Here is an 18,080-nt window from a genome sequence, read left to right on the forward strand (position 1 = left end):
GGTTGGCGCGCAAACGCGCACATCATGAAGTTCGCTGCAGAAGCGCGAAGGGCGGCATCGCCGACGATGCCGCCCTTCGTTCCAGCCAGCGCGTCTTATTTGATCGGCTTGCTCACGTCGATACCGAACCACTTGTCCGAGATCTTCGAGAACGTGCCGTCCGCTTCGAGCTGGGTCATCGCGTCGTCGATCGCCTTGGCGAACTTCGGGTTGCCCTTTCTGAACGGAATGCCGGAAGGGTTGCCCGCGCCGACGTTCGCGCCGGTGCGCAGCGGCAGCGGCGAGTTCTTCATCAGGTAGGCGAGCATCAGGCGGTCGTTGAGCGCCGCGTCCAGACGCCCGGCAGCCAGATCGCGCAGGTATTCGGGCGCGCCCGGATAGGTCTTCACGTCGATGCCCGGCACCGACTTCGCCATGTCCATGTAGTTCGTGCCCAGACCGACGCCGAGCTTCTTGCCCTTCAGATCCTCGAGCGACTTGAACTGGCGCGTGTCGTCCTTACGCTGGATCAGTTGCGCGGCCGAGTACGTGTAGGCCGGCGAGAAATCGAGCGCCTGCTTGCGCGCGTCGGTAATGCCCACCTGGTTGACGATCACGTCGAACTTGCCCGCCTGCAGGCCGGCGATGATGCCGCTCCACTCGGTCGTGACGAATTCCGGCTTCACGCCGAGCTTGGCCGCCACGGCTTTGGCGATGTCGACGTCGTAGCCGACCAGTTCACCCGAAGGCGCTTTCGAATTGAACGGCGGGAAGGTGCCTTCGAGACCGATACGCAGCGTACCGCGCTGCTTGACCTGGTCGAGCAGGTCGTCGGCATGCGCGGTGACGGCGGTGAACGACGCGCCGATCAGACCGGCGACCAGAATCTTTTTCAGCAAACCAAATTTCATCGAGTTCCTTTTTGTTCGTCTGGCGTTTTAACAGACGAAAGCATAACAAAGCAGACTATCGAAACCAAAATACCGTTTGTTTATGTCTATATTACGGGCGCCGCACAGGCTGGCGTGCCGCCCGGCGGGCTGCGCCTAGCGCAGCGCCTGAACGCATTCGGCCACCAGCGCCGGTCCGCGGTAGATGAAGCCGGTATAGAGCTGCACCAGCGACGCGCCGGCCGCCATCTTGGCGCGCGCGTCCTCGCCCGAGAAAATCCCGCCGACGCCGATGATCGGCACCGTTTCGCCGACTTCCGCGCGCAGCTTGCGGATCACTGCGTTCGACGCGTCGAACACCGGCTTGCCCGACAGGCCGCCGGCTTCGTCGCCGTATTGCATGCCGGCGACGGCGGTGCGCGAGAGCGTGGTGTTAGTGGCGATCACGCCTTCGAAGCGATGACGCAGCAGCGTGTCCGCGATCGACTTGATCTGTTCGTCGTCGAGGTCCGGCGCGATCTTCAGCGCGAGCGGCACCAGCTTGCCGTGCATGTCGGCCAGACGCTGCTGCTTGTCCTTGAGCGCCGCGAGCAGCGCGTCGAGTTCGCCCGCGCCTTGCAACTGGCGCAGATTCTTCGTATTCGGCGACGAGATGTTGACCGTCACGTAGCTGGCGAACGGATACACGCGGTCGAGGCAGTACAGGTAGTCTTCGGCGGCGCGCTCGATCGGCGTGTCGGCGTTCTTGCCGATGTTCAGACCGAGAATGCCGCGATAGCGCGCGGCCTGCACGTTCTTCACGAACTGGTCGACGCCCGCGTTGTTGAAGCCCATGCGGTTGATCACGGCGTTCGCCTGCGGCAGACGGAACATGCGCGGGCGCGGATTGCCCGGCTGCGCGCGCGGCGTCACCGTGCCGACTTCGATAAAGCCGAAGCCGAGCGCGGCGAGACCGTCGATGCATGCGCCGTCCTTGTCGAGCCCCGCGGCGAGCCCCACCGGATTGCGGAACGTCAGCCCCATTACGGTGCGCGGCGCATCCGGCACGCGCGGCGCGAGCGCGCCGGCGAGGCCGGTGCGGCCGGCGGCGCCGAGAATACGCAAGGTCAGGTGGTGGGCGTCTTCCGCGTCCATGCGAAAGAGTTGGGCGCGTACGAGCGGGTAGAGGGAACTGAACACGGGACGAAGCCGGGCGGCCGGAAAATGGGAACCCGCCATTTTACCGGCTTTAGGGGATGACTTTGACGCATTGATGAAGCCGACTCGCGGGACCGGGCGGCGACCGGCCAGGTGAGCTACTGTGAGCTACGATGAGCTACGGCTTGAACGGCGGACGTTTGCCGTGAATCGCCAGATCGACCGGCGGCAGATCCAGGCCGGTGGGGTCGAGCACACGCCAGGCGCCGTCGATCAAACCCTCTAGCGGGTGGAAATTCGCCTTGTACGCCATTTTCGGACTCTCGCGAATCCAGTAGCCGAGGTACACATAGGGCAGCTTCAGGCTGCGCGCCTGCTCGATCTGCCAATAGATGTTGTAGGTGCCGAAGCTCGTGTGCGGCAGCCCCGGCTCGAAAAACGTGTACACCGACGAGAGCCCGTCACCGAGAATATCGATCATGCTGATCATGCGCAGAATGCCGGGCGCATCCGGGCGCTCTGGCTGTTCTGGCCACTCGCGCGGCGGCTCGCGGAATTCGACCAGCCGCGAGTTGATCCGGCTCTGCAGCAGGAACTGCTCGTACTGGTCGCGGCTGTCGCGGTCCATGCCGCCGCCTGCGTGCCGCGCCGACTGATAGCGCATGTAAAGCGCATAGTGTTCTTCGTCGTAATGGAGCGGTGCGACGGTCGCGATCAGTTCGCCGTGTTTCTTCCAGACGCGGCGCTGCGTGCGGTTCGGCTCGAACCGGTCGACAGGTACACGCACCGGCACGCAGGCGCGGCAGCCGTCGCAATACGGCCGGTAGGTGAACACACCGGAGCGCCGGAAGCCGGCCTTGACGAGGTCGGTGTAGACGTCGGAGTTGATCAGATGACTGGGGGTGGCGACTTGCGAGCGCGCGATGCGCCCGTCCAGATAACTGCAGGGATAGGGCGCCGTTGCATAAAATTGCAGCGCCGAAAGCGGGGAAAGAGGCAGCTCGTTGGGATGAGTCACGTTGGCAGCTCTCGAAGCGTCTCTGGTAATGCAAACCCGGCGCCTTGCGGTCGACGACCCGCGGCTAGTGACCCGCGGCTCGGTGGGCGGCGGGTCCGGATTCGGCCTGATTCTTCCTACGCCGCCGGCGCGACGATCTCGAGCAGCACGGTCTTGTCGAAGAGCCAGGGAATAGGCGGCGCCTCGACCGACGCGCGAACATGCGCGATGAACGCCTTGCGCGCTATCTCGCGACCGCCCAGCGACGCCAGATGCGACGTATTCTGCTGGCAGTCTATCATTTCTATTTCGTGACGGCGCAAGTGTCCGACGAGCGCGGCCAGCGCCATTTTCGACGCGTCGGTGACCTCCGCGAACATGGATTCGCCGAAGAACATCTTGCCGAACGACACGCCGTACAAACCGCCCACGCGCCTGCCTTCGAACCAGGTTTCGATGCTGTGCGCGTCGCCCACACGATGCAGCGACGAGTACGCCTCGACCACGTCGGCGGTGATCCACGTGCCGCGCTGGCCACGTCGCGGCGCCTGCGCGCAGGCGCGCATCACGGCGGCGAAATCATGGTCGACGCGGATTTCCCACGCGTCGTCGCGCAGCACGCGCCGGAGCGTTTTGCGCAGCGACGGCGACACTTTGAATTCGGCGGGGCGCAGGATCATGCGCGGGTCGGGACTCCACCACAACACCGGCTGGCCGTCCGAATACCACGGGAAGATGCCGCGCCGGTAGGCGTCGATCAGGCGCGACGGCAGCAGATCGCCGCTGGCGGCGAGCAGGCCCGGCGCGCCACTGTTCGCGCCGAGCGCGCGCTCGACGGGAGGAAACGGATCGTCGGGTCCGAGCCAGGGAACCATGCGCGCCGCTCAACCTTCGCGCAGCGAGCGGAAGATGTCGCCCGTGTGCAGGCCGAAGCTGCCGGCGGCGCGGTCGGCGAAAAAGAAACGCAGGGTCTGGCCGACCGTGGGGAAGGCGATTTCGTCCCAGGGGACTTCATGTTCTTCGAAGAGTTTGACTTCGAGACTTTCTTCGCCGGCGGCAATGTCGAGATCGAGCAGGCGCGCCATATAGAACAGATGCACCTGATGCACGTGCGGCACGTTCAACAGCGAGAAGAGATTTTGCACTTCGACGCGCGCGCCGGCTTCTTCCAGCGTTTCGCGCGATGCCGCCTCGGCGGTGGTCTCACCCATTTCCATGAAGCCCGCCGGCAGCGTCCAGTAGCCGTAACGCGGTTCGATCGCGCGACGGCACAGCAGCACCTTGTCGTCCCACACCGGAACGGTGCCGACCACGTTGCGCGGATTCTGATAATGCACCGTGCCGCAACTGGCGCATACGAAGCGCTCGCGGTTGTCGCCCGGCGGAATGCTCAGGCTGACGCCGTGGCCGCAGACAGAACAGAATTTCATAGGAAGGGGGCAGGAAAGGGTGATAGGAGTTTATCACTGGGGCGCGGTTTTACTCAGGTGGGGGAAAGGTGGCGTGCGGGAGCTGGGGGTGAGTGGGCCTTATGCGAAGGGGTGCGACGGGGACAACAGGCAGAGGAAGGGTATATTTGATTCGGGATGCAGAATATCTTTCGCGCGGGCGTTGATCCGCGGGCGCGAATGGTGTTGCGGGTAAGGCATATCCTGATATCGCGAACCCCTGATGAGCTCCGGGTACGGAACGGGAAAGACGGACGCAGCGCGCGGAACTCGCAACCCGTTATGAAAGATTTGGAAAAAGAAACAAAAAAGGCCTGCCGGTTTGGCAAGCCTTGAATGTTGTTTTCGACGTCTTGAGCATACGCGATGCACTTGGTTGCGGGGGTAGGATTTGAACCTACGACCTTCGGGTTATGAGCCCGACGAGCTGCCAGACTGCTCCACCCCGCGTCCGTCGAAGAAAAGATTATAGAAGAAAGTGCATGACTATGCAACAGCTGATTAAGAACCGGCTTCAATCCACCTATCTCGCGGCCGGCGCCGCGATCTCCTCAAAGTCGCCGCACGCATTGCCCGCGTCGTATGCCGGAAGGCACACGTAAGACGCTGCGCTAGAATTCAGGTTCTCTTCGCGGCGCCGCCGTGTCTGCACGACGGCGTACGCTTCACCTCCTACGTTGCCCCGAACCCTCATGGATATCGCTCACGATCTGCAGGTGATTGCCGCTCAGGAACATGCCCTGGTGTTTCCCCAATTCGATCCCGACCGCGCGTGGCAGGTCGGTGCCTATCTGCATGAGGTCGCCAAGGCGCGTGGCATCCCCGCTGCGATCGACGTGCGCACTTTCGGCCAGCCGCTGTTCTTCAGTCTGCTCGACGGCGCCACGCCGGACAACGTCGATTGGGCGCGCCGCAAAGGCAATACGGTCGCGCATTTTCGCCGCAGTTCGTACGCGATCGGTCTGAAGATGCAGCAGGCCGGCAGCACGCTCGCCGACAAGCACGGCTTGCCCAATACGGAATACGCGTCGCACGGCGGCGCGTTTCCGCTGACGGTGGCGGGCGCGGGCGTGATCGGTTCGATCACGGTGTCGGGTTTGCCGCAACGCGCCGATCACGAACTGGTGGTGGAAGCGCTGTGCGCGCACCTCGGCCACGACTACAGCAAGCTCGCGCTTGCAAAGGCCTGAAGCGATGCGGTTGCCCGCTTACGCATTGCTAGGCATCGCCATCGTGGCCGAAGTGATTGCAACCTCCGCGATGCGCGCATCGGACGGTTTCTCGCGGATACTGCCTTCAGCGGTGGTGGTGCTCGGCTATGGCGTGGCGTTCTATTGCCTGTCGCTGACGCTCAGGAGTATTCCGGTCGGCATCGTCTATGCGGTATGGTCCGGCGCCGGCATCGTGCTGATCACGCTGGTCGCGGTGGTGTTGTACCGGCAGGTGCCCGACGTGCCGGCCATTATCGGCCTCGGGCTGATCATTGCCGGCGTCGCCGTGCTGAACATGTTCTCGAAGATGCAGGCGCACTGAGCACTCGCGCCGACCCACGAGCTTCGGGTTCGCTTCTTCTTATTTGCAGCGCACGATCATCGAACGGTTCTTCACGTTGGCCGAGACGACGTTCGTGACGCTGCCGCCCGCCGTGCCGCCTTCGTCATTGTCTTTCGACACGATGTCATAGCCCGTCGCGCCGCATGCCTTGCCGGCCTGCACGTAGCACGAGGCCCAGCTGGAAGCGGCGTCGGCGCCGCTGCAATTCACGGCGAAACCGGTCTGGCCGTTCGGCAGGTTGATCAGCGACGTGGTGTTTGACGATGCGCAGCCGGCGAGGCCCACGCCCAACAGCACGGCGGCGGGAAGGGCGGCCGCGAGCGACGTCCGGCGAACCAGCGCAAGCGCCGCACGGGTTCGGAGGCGGTCGAGGCGGCCGGCGCGGCGCAGTTGCGTCATGAAATGCATCGTGATGTTTCCTTTCAGATTGAGAGGTTCGGACGTGTCGCGCCAACCGGGCGCGGCTGCTGATTCACGGCGATCTCAGGGCGTTTCGATCGTAATGCCCGCCGCACTGACCAGCCGACGGCTTTCGGCGCCTTTCTCGGTGGCCGCGTCTTCCCAGATGCTGATGGCTTTCGGAATGTCGATGCCGTGGCTTTCGGCGTAGGCAAACCATTTGTTCGCCGCATCCGGTTCGGGCAGTTCGTGGTTTTGCAGAAAATATTTTCCCATATTGCGCTCGCTGAACTGGAAAAGGCGTCGTGGCAGCAGCACGGATCGTGCCGATGATCCAGTTCGACCGGCGCGAGCCGAACAAGTGCGATCGAGAGATCGCGTTGCTGGCCGCTACAGAACTAATCGGCCCGCGAGGCGCCTTACATACTGGCTGGCTAGAGCATGCCGACGTGCGTGCGGCACATCGGGCATGTGCGCGAGGGCCAACGGAGGTCGACGCAGGGGGGCTGTCGGGTGCAGATCCACGCGGCGTTCGCCCATGAACTCGAATTGCAACGAGGAGAACGAATATGGCTGAACGGGTCAGTGGCCCTTATCGCGGTTATTACATCAGCGCCGCCGCGCGCCTCGTACCGGCGGTCGATACACCGGCTCCATCGGCCACATTGGCCGGCGGCGCGAGCGGCACTTACGTCGGCTCGGTGAGCCTCGCGGAACATGGCCCGGACGATCCTCATCGGATGGAAACGCTGCTCGAACTCGGCGACGGGCAGCGCTTCGGCAGCGAAGAGGAGGCGCTCGTGTTCGTCGAGCAGGCGGCGCGCGACTACGTCGACCGCCTGCTGGGAGGCAGTTGATGGCGGCGCGTCAAGGAGAAAAGGGCGTCGCCTGGCGCACCGGCAAAACTGCTGACGAAAGCGCTGCGGCAGGCTGGACCGCGGTCCGGCCGCGCGAGTACCATATCGACGTTGTCCGGGGCCGGCCGGTTCTCGCCGGCACCGGTTTCGTGTCGGATCTTCCTGATGAGGCGACCATGGAAATTCGGTTTCCCGCGGACGCACCCGCTTACCGCGATTCCAATCTGACCGTTGTGTTTGCCGCGCTGGTGGACGGCGAGTCCGTGCCGTGCGCGATCTCGGTCGAAGCGCTCGAAGATCACTTCGGCGCCTATTCCGAAGATCTGGAGGGCTGGATGCGCGCGTTCGACGCCGGGCGTCGGCGCATCGAGGCGGTGGCGCGCGAGCATCTGCAGATCAGTAACGGCACGCCCGTGCTGCTGAAAAGCGGCCACTTCCCACCGGGCAACGTGGCCGGTTGATGGCAACTGATCGTAATCGAGCGCGGCCGTTGGAACCGGGCGGACGGGGCGAGCCTGGGCGAGCTTTTATACATCGGCGCATACATCGGCGCAAAAGGCCGCTCGCTGGCCGGTAACGAGGCGCGAGCGCCGCTCATCGCACACTGGCGCGTCTGTCTTCTTCGCGCCCCCGATCAAACCGCGTTCGCGGTGCTGCCGTTTGTTCCAGCCTTCGGTGCTGCCGCCTCGCGCGCGGCGTCGAAAGCATGGCGGATGCCTTCCTCGTAAGACGTTCTGGCGATCGGGCCGATCAGTTTCGTCAACGCCGAATCGTCGAGCACGACCGGTTCGGTCATCAGGTAGTTCATCTCCACCAGTTCCCGCATCAACGGATTGAACAGGCCGAGCAGGCGTAGCAGCGTCTTGCCGGCCACCATCAGCTTTGGTGCGCGGCCCGCCAGTGCGTAGGCCTGCCGCGCGACTTCGCGCTGCGTGATGGTGCCTGCGCCGGCACGGTGCCACCAGCGCCCATACGCTGCGGGCGTGCGCGTGAGCTTTTCGACCACCGGCCCGATGTCCGGCAGATAGATGAATTCATGCGGGACGTCCAGCGGGCCGATCATCTGCGCGCGCTTGCCGGTTGCGGCGCCTTCGAACACGCCGTTCAGCAGGCTGCGCTCGATGCATGGGCCGTAGAAGTCGGGTAGACGCAACACGAGGGTCGAGAGGCCGTTACATCCGTGCGCCGCCAATACCAGATTTTCCTGCGCGAGCCGCATCCGGCCTTTGAACGTGTGCGGCTCGCGCGGATGATCTTCGCTGATCGGGTTGCCCTGCGCGCGGCCGTACGGATACACCGTGCCGATCAGAATGAAACGCTCGACGCCCGCCGCCGTGACGCCGGCGAGGGTTCGCTCCATCAGCGGCGGGTGCGCGGCAAACTGGTCGTAGGGCACGCCAACCAGATAGATCACCGTTTGCAGGCCTTCTGCCGCCGCGCGGATCGAAGCGGGGTCGTCCGGATTCCACGTAACGATCTCCGCGTGCGGGTCGCGGCCGAACGCGGCCTCGAGCGGCCCGCGCGAACGGCCCACCACCCGGTAGTCGCGGCCCGCCGCGCCGAGCGCCGCCGCAATGCTCTGACCGGCCGCGCCCGCGGCTCCGAATAAACCCACTTTGCCCGTGGCTTGCATGACGACTCCTCGAAGCGGCGCCGTATCGCGGCCGCATAAATGGACTGACGTTGTATGACGGTTGGAAATTTAGTGAACACCGTTTAGTGAACGGTGTTCAGTTTAATTTGACTTTTCAGTTTGTCAACCCGAGAATGTTCGTCATGGGAATCGCTGAACGAAAGAACCGCCAGAAACAGGCACTGCGCGAGCGCATCCTTGATGCCGCCCGCCGCATCGTGATGCGCGAAGGATTCGCCGCGCTCTCCATGCGCAAGATCGCCGACGCCATCGAATATTCGCCGGCCACGCTGTACCTTCACTTTGCGAGCCGTGACGAGATCGCGCAGGCGTTGTGCGCGGAAGGCTATGCACAACTGCTGGAGACGTTCGTGCCGCTTGCGGGCATTGCCGATCCCGCGGAGCGGCTCAAGGCGCTGGGGCGGGCTTACGTGGCGTTCGGCGTCGCGCATCCTGAAACATACCGGCTGATCTTCATGGAAGATCCGAGCTATACCGGCGCGGCAATGGGCGGCGCGGCGAGAGGTGCGGGCAAGGACAAGGCGGAGCTGGACGAGGACACCGGAGTCGCGGCGGCGGCGCAGGCGGCGAACGGCGAGGCGGCCGCGCCCGAGGACGACCCCGGCGAGGCCGCGTTGCACATCATGATCGCCGCGCTCGAAGAACTCAAAGCGGCTGGCGGGTTGCCGGCGTCGACGGATCTGGCGGTGTGGGCCGAGGCCTTCTGGGCGACCTTGCACGGCATCGTTGCACTGAATCTCACGTGTCCGGTGTTTCCGGCTACATCGCTCGATACGGTCGTGACCGTCGCGCTGGATACCTGGCTGGGTGCGTCGCAGACAGCGGAAAACTCCGCGCGGTCGCGGAGCGGCGGGACTGCCGGCGGCACGCGCAAGAAGAAATCTCCGGGGGCGAGCGCGGAGCCGGAACTGAAGCCGGAACTGAAGTCGGAACTGAAGCCGGAACTGAAGCAGGAACTGAAGCAGGAACCGAAGCAGGAACCGAAGCAGGAACCGAAGCAGGAACCGAAGCCGCACCATAAACCGGCCGCCCAGCCGTCGGGCAAGAAGCAGGCGCAAGCGGCAACGGCCGGTGTCGACGCGCCCGCCGTCAGGCGCAAAGCCGCGAGTGCGTGATAACGTTCAATTCCACCTCACTTTGCGCCGTTGCGCTTAGCTCCCCATGTCCATTTCCGCCTCGCCCGCCGTCAGCGACGAAGTCGCGACTTACGTAGCCAACCGCATCGGTTTCATCGAACTGGAACGGCCGAAAGCGCTCAACGCGCTGTCCACTGGCATGATTCGCGCCATCCACGCGGCGCTCGACCAGTGGCGTGAAAATCCCGATGTGCTCGCCGTCGTGGTGCGCAGTCAGCACCCGCGCGCGTTTTGCGCGGGCGGCGACGTCCGCTTTCTGTATGAGACGGCGCAACGCGGCGAGCCCGACGCGCGCGACACGTTTTTCATCGAGGAATACCGGCTCAATCACGCGATCTTCACTTATCCGAAGCCGTATATCGCGTTGATGAACGGCGTCGTGATGGGCGGCGGCATGGGTATTTCGCAGGGCGCGCATCGCACCGGCGGCCTGCGCGTCGTTACCGACTCGACCAGAATGGCCATGCCCGAAACCCGCATCGGACTCTTTCCCGATGTCGGCGCGAGCTGGTTTCTGGCCCGCACGCCAGGCGCGATCGGGCGCTATCTGGCCGTGACCGGCGAGACGATCGACGCGGCCGACGCGCTCTACGCGGGTCTGGCCGACACCTACATCGAGGACGCGGCATTGCCCGCGCTCGTCGATACGCTGCGCAGCGAGCTGTTCGAGCGAGGCGCTGACGTGGTAGCGTGCATCGAACGTGAGGCGCTGGCGCACCAGGTCGTGCCGCGGCCCGAGGCGTCGTTGCTGGCGAACGCGCGTGCGCTGATCGACCGCCACTTCGCGTTACCCGATGTCGCGCGGATTCTCGCCTCGCTCGAAAGCGAGCGCAACGGCGAGGCCGCCGATTGGGCCGAACAGATGATCGCGATCTTGCGCGAACGTTCGCCGTTGTCGATGGCGGTGTCGCTGGAAGTGGTGACGCGTGCCGAGGGTTCAATGGCGGACGTGCTGCGCTGCGACCTCGATCTGACACGTTCGAGCTTTCTGCATGGCGACACGATCGAAGGCATTCGCGCGCGCATCATCGACAAGGACAACGCGCCGCGCTGGCGCTTTGCGCGCATTGAAGACGTGAGCGCCGCCGAGGTCGGGAAGATGTTCGAGAGTCCGTGGCCGGCCAGCGAACACCCGTTGCGGGATTTGCGCGGTTAGGCTCCAAGCCCGGCACAGCGGGAAACTGCGCCGGCTTGCGCGCGTTCATTCTTCCTCTTCGCTCGCCATGAACGCGCGCATGAACACCAGCGCGCCCCAGCCCCACATGGCATTCGCCGCGAAACCCACCGCGAGGCGCGGCAGCATGTTGCCGCTCGGCCAGATGCCGCGCAACGGATCGACGACGAACACGCCCGCCGCCGTCAAGGCAATGCCGCCGAACACGAAGGCCGGCACCCACGGCGCACGCCGATGCGGCGCGACGCGCAGGAGCCAGGCCATCAACGCGGCCCAGAACGCGCTCCAGATCGCGTTGGCGATGAACTCAGGCAGCCCGAACGGTAAAAACGGCGCGGTCGAAAAACCGCTCGGGTCGATCATCCCGGCTGCATGCAGCAACGCCAGCGTCGATTCGTGAAAGAACAGGGAAGCCAGAAAACCGGCGACGAACGGCAGGATGAGTTTTTGCATGCATTGCACCGCCAGGGTACAGGCGGCGTGCTGTCGCGTGGCCTGCACCGGGTTATTGGAAACGTGCGCCATTATATAGAGCGCCCCCCGACCTGTCGCTTTACGCCAGGCTCCGGATAGGGCGCAAAACGGGCGCAAAACCTGGCGCGGCCCGGCATTTATTCGCGAGGTGCACGCCGAGGTGCACGCACTTGCGCGCGTGCGTAATGCGCAGGATCCGTATGCTTTAGCGTCGGGCTAATCACGAAAGTGGAAAACCTAAGCTAAAAAAAATCGTTCAAAAGCGACAGCCCAATCCATAGACTGTTTCTCCATACAGACGGCGTTTGCCGCCGTCGCTGTTTAATCGAGCGCATGACGCGCACGTTTGGTCGAGGGAAGCCGTTGCGATGTCCTGCCTGATGCCGATCTTTACCTGCCACCTGGCGCACGCGCGCCGGCGGGTCCGCTGCCGCCGCTAGCCAGCGCCGCTACCGCGTTTCTTCCGCCTCCTTGCGATGCACCGTCCGGCTGTGTGCCAGATGGATGCGCGCGGCCGCGTGCGCGCCGGCACTCGACGCACCGTTTCCATTCAATCCAGTTTCGACCATGCAGGAGCAGCAAATGAATGTGTTCTGGTTCATTCCGACTCACGGCGACAGCCGCTATCTCGGTACGTCCCAAGGCGCACGCGCAGCCGATTACGACTACTTCCAGCAGATCGCCGTCGCCGCCGATACGCTCGGCTACGAGGGCGTGCTGCTGCCGACGGGCCGTTCATGCGAAGACGCGTGGGTGGTCGCGTCGAGCCTGATCGCCGCGACCAGACGGCTGAAGTTCCTGGTGGCGATCCGCCCGGGCATCTCGTCGCCGGGACTGGCCGCGCGCATGGCGGCGACGTTCGACCGTCTGTCGAACGGGCGTCTCCTGATCAACGTCGTGACCGGCGGCGATGCGGCGGAACTGGAAGGCGATGGCGTGTTCGTCGATCACGACACGCGCTACGAAATCACCGACGAATTCCTGCACATCTGGCGCAAGCTGCTCACCGCCGCGCATACCAACGACGCGATCGACTTCGAAGGCAAGCATCTGAGCTCGAAGGGCGGCAAGGCGTTGTATCCGCCCGTGCAGCACCCGCATCCGCCGCTGTGGTTCGGCGGTTCGTCGCCGGCTGCGCACGACATGGCGGGCGAGCATATCGACACCTATCTGACGTGGGGCGAGCCGCCCGCCGCAGTGGCGAAGAAGATCGCCGACATTCGCGCGCGCGCCGAGGCGCGTGGCCGCCAGATCAGGTTCGGGATTCGTCTGCACGTGATCGTGCGCGAGACCGAAGAAGAAGCGTGGGGCGCCGCCGACAAGCTGATCAGCAAGCTCGACGACGAAACCGTCGCGCGTGCCCAGGCCTCGTTCTCGAAGATGGACTCCGAAGGGCAGCGCCGCATGGCCGCGCTGCACGGCGGCAAGCGCGGCGGCCGCGCGGAGCTCGAGGTCTATCCGCACCTGTGGGCGGGCGTGGGCCTCGTGCGCGGCGGAGCGGGCACGGCGCTGGTCGGCAATCCGGAACAGGTGGCGGCGCTCATGAAGGAATACACGGACCTCGGTATCGAGACCTTCATTCTGTCGGGTTATCCGCATCTGGAAGAGTCGTATCGTTTCGCCGAACTGGTGTTTCCGCTGCTGCCGAACCGGTTGAACAAGGTTTCGAATGGGCCGCTGTCGGGTCCGTTCGGCGAGATCGTCGGCAACAACTATCTGCCGAAGGCGGCCAGTTCGAGCTGAGTGCAGTGCTGCCAACGGCATGCACGATCATCGACAGGCAATGAGGAAGGCAAGCATGGCTCAATCCACTGTAAGCACGGATCGGGACGAAAGCGCTGAGTCCGGCGCGGGTTCGAACACGTTGCGCCGGATCGGCGCGCATCTCGCGCCGTGGCTTGCGCCGCTCGCGATTCTGCTGGTGTGGGAATTCGCCGCGAGGAGCGGCGTGCTGTCCACGCGCGTGCTGCCCGAACCGCTCGCGGTGGTGAAGGCCGCGTGGTCGCTGATCCAGTCCGGTGAAATGTGGGCGGACGTGAAGGTCAGCACGTGGCGCGCGGTGTCGGGTTTCGCGATCGGCGGCGGCATCGGGCTCGTGCTCGGGCTCGCCACGGGTCTGTTTAAACCCGCCGAGATCGTGCTCGATTCGACCGTGCAAATGGTCCGCAACATCCCGGCGCTCGCGATGATTCCACTCGTGATCCTGTGGTTCGGCATCGAGGAGGAAGCGAAGGTGTTTCTCGTCGCGCTGGGCGTGTTTTTCCCGATCTATGTGAACACTTTCCACGGCATCCGTTCGGTCGATGCCAATCTGATCGAAATGGCGCGCAGTTATGGCGTGAGAGGTTTCGCGCTGTACCGGCATGTGATTCTGCCGGGCGCGTTGCCGTCGATCCTGGTCGGCGTGCGCTTCGCGTTCGGGCTGATGTGGGTCACGCTGATCGTCGCCGAGACCATTTCCGCGCAATCGGGCATCGGCTACATGACGATGAACGCGCGCGAGTTTCTGCAAACCGACGTGGTGGTGGTCGGCATTCTGCTCTACGCGGCGCTCGGCAAGCTCGCCGACGTGCTGGCCAAGAGTCTCGAGCGCGTCTCGCTGCGCTGGCACCCGGCCTATCAGCGAGGAGCGAAGCCATGAGCGCGACGACATGGTCGGCGTCGTTCGGCGGGATTGCCGGCAGCGATCTCGAAGCCGAACTGGCGCAAGCGCGCACCGTCGATCACGACGCGAACGAAGCCGCGGATCTGGAGCATGCCGAAGCCACGCATCATCATGCCCGCGTCGCTGCGCAGGGTCATGCGCGCGGTGATGCGCAACCGCCGGCCGGCGCACTGGCACGCGACGACGGCCGCCGCGCCGCGGATTATTCGGTGCAGTTGCGCGGCGTCGGCAAGCGGTACGGCGAACGCGAGGTGCTGTCCGGTTTCGATCTGTCGATCGAGCGCGGCAGCTTCGTGGCGATAGTCGGCCGCAGCGGCTGCGGGAAATCCACCTTGCTGCGGCTCGTCGCCGGTCTGGAAAAGGCTACCTCGGGCGTGCTCGAAAAGCGCAACGAAGAGGGCGGCCCGCTCGACACCCGCATCATGTTTCAGGACGCGCGTCTGTTGCCCTGGAAGAGCGTGCTGCAAAACGTGATGCTGGGCCTTGGCCGCAGCGCGCGCGAGGACGCCCGCGCCGTGCTCGCCGAAGTCGGCCTGCTGGAGCGCGCCAACGACTGGCCCGCGCAGCTTTCCGGCGGTCAGCGTCAGCGCGTGGCGCTCGCGCGGGCGCTCGTGCATCGGCCGCAATTGCTGCTGCTCGATGAACCGCTCGGTGCGCTCGATGCGTTGACGCGCATCGAAATGCACGCGTTGATCGAACGGCTGTGGCGCGAACATCGATTCACCGCGCTGCTGGTCACGCACGACGTGCATGAAGCCGTGGCGCTCGGCGACCGGATTCTGCTGATCGAAGAAGGGCGCATCGCGCTCGATCAGCCGGTGCCGCTGGCGCGTCCGCGGGCGCGCGCGTCGGCCGGTTTCGCCGCGCTCGAAGAGCATGTGTTGCAGCGCGTACTGAAGACGGCGCCGAATGACGACGCGTTGTCCGATGGTGCGTACGACGCACGTGACGAAGGCCGCGCGAGGCGGCCGACAGACGTCCGCTGGGCCGTCTGACATTCCTTGACTGACTGTTCTCAATCGCTTCTCTGGAGCTACCCGATATGAGCATTTCCGCAATCAACGTACGCAATCAGTTCAAAGGCAAGGTCAAGGAAATCATCCGCGGACCTGTGGTGTCCGAAGTCGATGTGGATACGCCGTTCGGTATCGTCACCTCGGTGATCACCACGCGCTCCGTCGACGAACTCGATCTGAAGGTCGGCTCGGAAGTGGTCGCGCTGGTGAAGTCGACGGAGGTATCGATCGCGCGCCTGTGAGGGCCGTCTTATTTCGCGTTCGCGCCGCTCGCGGGCGGCTCGTGCATCATCCTGTCGTTGGTCGGCTTGCGCGGACGCTTGATCGGCATGTTGTCGGGATTGCCCGATCCGCTTGAGCCCGAAGCGGACTCGGGCGGTTTGACCATTGATGAATTGTCGCCCGGCGCTGCGGTCTGCGCCGTTTTTTGCGTGGGTTGTTCTGCCTGCCGCGCCTGTCCCGGTTTCGCGGTTTGTGCGAATGTCGCGGTGCCGCTCATGCCGACTATCGCCAGCGCGGCACTCGCTGTCAGCACTGTCCATCTGTTTCGCTCCATTGCCGTTCTCCTTGGCGACGCCACCTGCCGGTTTCGCCGCCGTCACGCTGATGGGATGACTCCCGCTACGCAACCCGCGTGCCTCGACGCGCCCGCCTGTACGTGGCCTGCATACGCCCCCGAAACTTGCTAGGATGAATTGAGCATGTAGACGGAGACGGCCATGTCGAAGTCATTGAGTCCCGAAGCGGTTGAAGCCCTGCGGCGTCTGAACGATGTCGGCGTCGGACAGCAGCCGCCCGAGCTGGCGCAGTCGGTTGCCGCCGAATTGCTGGCGAGCGGACTGGTTGCCGAAGCGAGCGGCGGCGACGTCGAGATTACCTGCAACGGCCGGCAATACCTGTCGGGCGATTGCGATTGATAGTCGAGGCAGGCCGCTCTGGTGGCCAGGCCGCGTCACTTCGCGAGCCGCCGAGCGTGCTCGCCGGGCGAGTCCGGCCGTCATATTCGCGGCAATATCACGGAGGCGAACATGGAGCCGAAAGGCCTCGACATGGGGGACTATCAGGAGCGCTATCAGGACTTTGACATCGAGGTCGCCGTCGAACAGGTGCTGACGGGCGTCAAGGCGCATTTTCGGGTGCTGCGCGACGACGTGGTGGTGGTCGACTGGCGGCTCGTGCATATCGAAAGCCTATGGTCAACCGAGCATGCCGCCGCCGAGGCGGGTTTCGAGGCAGCGCGCGCAGTGATCGACGCGGGCCTTGCCGTTTAGCGGCGCGAAGAGAAATAAGCCGCCGCGCAGCCGCGAAGCGGTGACAATGAGCAGCGCGCCAGGCGCAATGGCTGGCCGTGCAGACTCAGCGGAACGGTTGTGGAACGGGTAAACGCAACTGGGCGCCGGCATCGATACTGCATGCGCGGCGCCCAGTTGACCGGTTGCCCTCGTGAGGCAGCCGGTTCGACGGCAACTGCTTAGTGGCCGAAGAAAACCGATTGCGGACCCGAAACCGGCTCTTTGGCGCCCGATTGCGACGACACGTTCTTCACGCCGCCGTAGGCATTCGATTCAGCGTTGGCGCGTTCAGCTGCGACGGTTTGTGCGTTCTGGCCTTGTTGCGAAGCCGGTGCGCCGACCGACGGACGGTAGAACGGTGCCGGGCCGTAACCGCTAGCAAAAGCGGGCGCGGCGATCGAGGCACAAACAGCAACCAGCAGGGCGGCGATGAGCTTGGTCTTCATGATGTAACTCCGGGAACGTTTCGACTTCATTTCAAGGAAGGCGTCGCAGGAGCCGGTGAGGTGTGTCTGCAACGTCGATAGAAAGCAGTGTATACCCCTACTATCGGGAATTTGTGCCGATAATCTGAAATTACTGTTCTTGATTCTGAAATAATCGGCTTGAAGTAGGCGGGACAAGCCTGAGCGACGGTCCGACCCCGTGTGACAAGGGTTTCACGGGATTAAAGGCCCGGATCACGGTGGGGTTAAAAGCGGCGGATGGAGCGTGATTCCAGCGAATATCGATCTGAATCCGTGGCTTGGGAGAGCACTCTGATGGACCTATGGATTCAACCGTGCGCCGCTTGTGCCGATCTTTACGGCCAGCCGGCCAGCAAAGGCCCGCACGACCGGCTGAAGCTGAACAACCGAGGTGCGGAAAAGGATGTGCGGGCGGAGGAGCACTACACCTGCGTACGCTGTAAGGCCGTGTTCGCTCGCATTCTGGCGGGTGAGTCTCACAAGCAGATATGGATGTTGCTGAATGCGAGTCAGCACTGACCGGCGGCGGACTCATTCCGGCGAAGGTGCCATGCGTGGCGTTATAGCAATAGCAGGGCGCCAGGCGATTAACGGTATCGGGAAGGACGCCACGCCACAGGCGCGATCAGAAGCGTTGACGGCCTCGCTATAAAGTTTTCGGTGCGGCTGCCGAAAACGGAAGCATGAAATACTTCTTCGACTACACACTCGCCGATCGATACGGCTACGGAATGGCCGTGTATATCGCCGCTGAAACTTCCGATTTGCAGCGTGCCATTGATTTGACGAACGCACGACGCCTGCGCGCCGGCCGGCGCCTGCTCGAAGACGCGCGAATCGAGGATGTGCTATCGGCCCTGCGCAACACGGGACGGCTTTCGGCTGAAACGGATGAGGGCGGAACTAACCTTTCCGGCGCGGCGCACTGAAGCGAGTTGAAA

25 protein-coding genes and 1 tRNA gene are annotated in these 18,080 nt (G+C 64.1%); 14 read left to right on the plus strand and 12 right to left on the minus strand.

Annotated elements, in window-relative coordinates:
• Window positions 1-95: 95 nt before the first annotated feature.
• The 6 genes from BXE_RS09585 to BXE_RS09610 all read right to left on the minus strand — a co-directional run bounded on the left by BXE_RS09585 (window position 96) and on the right by BXE_RS09610 (window position 4,901).
• Window positions 96-890: a cystine ABC transporter substrate-binding protein gene (locus BXE_RS09585; RefSeq protein WP_011488120.1), complete on the minus strand. Its 795-nt coding sequence runs from the start codon at window positions 888-890 to the stop codon at window positions 96-98.
• A 135-nt stretch (window positions 891-1,025) separates the two neighbouring features.
• On the minus strand, window positions 1,026-2,087 hold the full coding sequence (locus tag BXE_RS09590; RefSeq protein ID WP_011488121.1) for a quinone-dependent dihydroorotate dehydrogenase: 1,062 nt from the start codon (window positions 2,085-2,087) through the stop codon (window positions 1,026-1,028).
• Window positions 2,088-2,184: 97 nt separating this feature from the next.
• Entirely contained in the window at window positions 2,185-3,024 is an 840-nt protein-coding gene (locus BXE_RS09595) for an arginyltransferase (RefSeq protein ID WP_011488122.1), read from the minus strand.
• Window positions 3,025-3,140: 116 nt separating this feature from the next.
• A complete protein-coding gene (gene aat / locus BXE_RS09600) occupies window positions 3,141-3,878 on the minus strand; it encodes a leucyl/phenylalanyl-tRNA--protein transferase (protein WP_011488123.1) in 738 nt (245 codons plus the stop codon).
• 9 nt (window positions 3,879-3,887) lie between these two features.
• The gene (locus tag BXE_RS09605) at window positions 3,888-4,433 is read right to left on the minus strand and encodes an NUDIX hydrolase (RefSeq protein WP_007182161.1); all 546 of its coding nucleotides are present in this window, start codon (window positions 4,431-4,433) and stop codon (window positions 3,888-3,890) included.
• 391 nt (window positions 4,434-4,824) lie between these two features.
• A tRNA-Met gene (locus BXE_RS09610) sits at window positions 4,825-4,901 on the minus strand.
• A gap of 242 nt (window positions 4,902-5,143) precedes the next feature.
• Here BXE_RS09610 and BXE_RS09615 point away from each other — a divergent pair.
• Together BXE_RS09615 and BXE_RS09620 are read left to right on the plus strand one after the other, a co-directional pair.
• Window positions 5,144-5,641, plus strand: coding sequence for a heme-degrading domain-containing protein (locus BXE_RS09615; protein ID WP_011488124.1), 498 nt, complete (start codon window positions 5,144-5,146; stop codon window positions 5,639-5,641).
• Between the two features lie 10 nt (window positions 5,642-5,651).
• Window positions 5,652-5,984 carry a DMT family transporter gene (locus BXE_RS09620; protein ID WP_407668616.1) on the plus strand — a complete coding sequence of 111 codons (333 nt, stop codon included), beginning with the start codon at window positions 5,652-5,654 and terminating at the stop codon, window positions 5,982-5,984.
• Window positions 5,985-6,023: 39 nt separating this feature from the next.
• Here BXE_RS09620 and BXE_RS09625 read toward each other — a convergent pair whose 3' ends face one another.
• Window positions 6,024-6,413: a hypothetical protein gene (locus BXE_RS09625; RefSeq protein WP_011488126.1), complete on the minus strand. Its 390-nt coding sequence runs from the start codon at window positions 6,411-6,413 to the stop codon at window positions 6,024-6,026.
• Between the two features lie 75 nt (window positions 6,414-6,488).
• Entirely contained in the window at window positions 6,489-6,680 is a 192-nt protein-coding gene (locus BXE_RS09630) for a hypothetical protein (protein ID WP_011488127.1), read from the minus strand.
• A 293-nt stretch (window positions 6,681-6,973) separates the two neighbouring features.
• Between BXE_RS09630 and BXE_RS09635 the strand changes: the two genes are divergently transcribed.
• Both BXE_RS09635 and BXE_RS47190 read left to right on the plus strand, forming a co-directional pair.
• Entirely contained in the window at window positions 6,974-7,261 is a 288-nt protein-coding gene (locus BXE_RS09635; protein ID WP_011488128.1) for a hypothetical protein, read from the plus strand.
• Entirely contained in the window at window positions 7,261-7,722 is a 462-nt protein-coding gene (locus tag BXE_RS47190) for a DUF1488 domain-containing protein (RefSeq protein ID WP_011488129.1), read from the plus strand. The genes BXE_RS09635 and BXE_RS47190 overlap by 1 nt, the downstream gene beginning before the upstream one ends.
• A 173-nt stretch (window positions 7,723-7,895) precedes the next feature.
• Here BXE_RS47190 and BXE_RS09645 read toward each other — a convergent pair whose 3' ends face one another.
• Window positions 7,896-8,894 carry an NAD-dependent epimerase/dehydratase family protein gene (locus tag BXE_RS09645; RefSeq protein ID WP_011488130.1) on the minus strand — a complete coding sequence of 333 codons (999 nt, stop codon included), beginning with the start codon at window positions 8,892-8,894 and terminating at the stop codon, window positions 7,896-7,898.
• A 143-nt stretch (window positions 8,895-9,037) separates the two neighbouring features.
• Between BXE_RS09645 and BXE_RS09650 the strand changes: the two genes are divergently transcribed.
• On the plus strand, window positions 9,038-10,030 hold the full coding sequence (locus BXE_RS09650; RefSeq protein WP_038458000.1) for a TetR/AcrR family transcriptional regulator: 993 nt from the start codon (window positions 9,038-9,040) through the stop codon (window positions 10,028-10,030).
• A gap of 46 nt (window positions 10,031-10,076) precedes the next feature.
• Window positions 10,077-11,207, plus strand: a complete 1,131-nt coding sequence (locus BXE_RS09655; RefSeq protein ID WP_011488132.1) for an enoyl-CoA hydratase/isomerase family protein — start codon at window positions 10,077-10,079, stop codon at window positions 11,205-11,207.
• 45 nt (window positions 11,208-11,252) lie between these two features.
• Here BXE_RS09655 and BXE_RS09660 read toward each other — a convergent pair whose 3' ends face one another.
• Entirely contained in the window at window positions 11,253-11,678 is a 426-nt protein-coding gene (locus BXE_RS09660; RefSeq protein ID WP_038457998.1) for a hypothetical protein, read from the minus strand.
• A 603-nt stretch (window positions 11,679-12,281) separates the two neighbouring features.
• On the opposite strand from BXE_RS09660, the gene ssuD reads away from it, so the two are divergent.
• The 4 genes from ssuD to BXE_RS09680 are packed head-to-tail and all read left to right on the plus strand — an operon-like array spanning window position 12,282 to window position 15,622.
• Window positions 12,282-13,442, plus strand: coding sequence for an FMNH2-dependent alkanesulfonate monooxygenase (gene ssuD, locus BXE_RS09665; protein WP_011488134.1), 1,161 nt, complete (start codon window positions 12,282-12,284; stop codon window positions 13,440-13,442).
• A gap of 55 nt (window positions 13,443-13,497) precedes the next feature.
• Window positions 13,498-14,340, plus strand: a complete 843-nt coding sequence (ssuC, locus tag BXE_RS09670; RefSeq protein ID WP_011488135.1) for an aliphatic sulfonate ABC transporter permease SsuC — start codon at window positions 13,498-13,500, stop codon at window positions 14,338-14,340.
• Window positions 14,337-15,359, plus strand: a complete 1,023-nt coding sequence (locus BXE_RS09675; RefSeq protein ID WP_038456285.1) for an ATP-binding cassette domain-containing protein — start codon at window positions 14,337-14,339, stop codon at window positions 15,357-15,359. The genes ssuC and BXE_RS09675 overlap by 4 nt, the downstream gene beginning before the upstream one ends.
• Window positions 15,360-15,406: 47 nt before the next feature.
• The gene (locus BXE_RS09680; RefSeq protein WP_011488137.1) at window positions 15,407-15,622 is read left to right on the plus strand and encodes a TOBE domain-containing protein; all 216 of its coding nucleotides are present in this window, start codon (window positions 15,407-15,409) and stop codon (window positions 15,620-15,622) included.
• Window positions 15,623-15,630: 8 nt separating this feature from the next.
• On the opposite strand, the gene BXE_RS09685 is transcribed toward BXE_RS09680, so the two are convergent.
• A complete protein-coding gene (locus BXE_RS09685) occupies window positions 15,631-15,936 on the minus strand; it encodes a hypothetical protein (RefSeq protein ID WP_038456281.1) in 306 nt (101 codons plus the stop codon).
• Window positions 15,937-16,099: 163 nt separating this feature from the next.
• Here BXE_RS09685 and BXE_RS09690 point away from each other — a divergent pair, with 163 nt between their 5' ends.
• Window positions 16,100-16,297 carry a hypothetical protein gene (locus tag BXE_RS09690; protein ID WP_038456279.1) on the plus strand — a complete coding sequence of 66 codons (198 nt, stop codon included), beginning with the start codon at window positions 16,100-16,102 and terminating at the stop codon, window positions 16,295-16,297.
• Window positions 16,298-16,408: 111 nt separating this feature from the next.
• Window positions 16,409-16,651: a DUF6566 family protein gene (locus BXE_RS09695; protein WP_011488138.1), complete on the plus strand. Its 243-nt coding sequence runs from the start codon at window positions 16,409-16,411 to the stop codon at window positions 16,649-16,651.
• A 200-nt stretch (window positions 16,652-16,851) separates the two neighbouring features.
• On the opposite strand, the gene BXE_RS09700 is transcribed toward BXE_RS09695, so the two are convergent.
• Window positions 16,852-17,118, minus strand: coding sequence for a hypothetical protein (locus BXE_RS09700; protein WP_011488139.1), 267 nt, complete (start codon window positions 17,116-17,118; stop codon window positions 16,852-16,854).
• 315 nt (window positions 17,119-17,433) lie between these two features.
• Here BXE_RS09700 and BXE_RS09705 point away from each other — a divergent pair, with 315 nt between their 5' ends.
• Together BXE_RS09705 and BXE_RS09710 are read left to right on the plus strand one after the other, a co-directional pair.
• Window positions 17,434-17,658 (plus strand): hypothetical protein, encoded by a 225-nt coding sequence (locus BXE_RS09705; protein ID WP_038457992.1) that lies wholly within the window; start codon window positions 17,434-17,436, stop codon window positions 17,656-17,658.
• A gap of 164 nt (window positions 17,659-17,822) precedes the next feature.
• On the plus strand, window positions 17,823-18,068 hold the full coding sequence (locus BXE_RS09710) for a hypothetical protein (RefSeq protein WP_011488141.1): 246 nt from the start codon (window positions 17,823-17,825) through the stop codon (window positions 18,066-18,068).
• Window positions 18,069-18,080: the final 12 nt, after the last annotated feature.

Source organism: Paraburkholderia xenovorans LB400, from assembly GCF_000013645.1.
Classification (GTDB): Bacteria; Pseudomonadota; Gammaproteobacteria; order Burkholderiales; family Burkholderiaceae; genus Paraburkholderia; species Paraburkholderia xenovorans.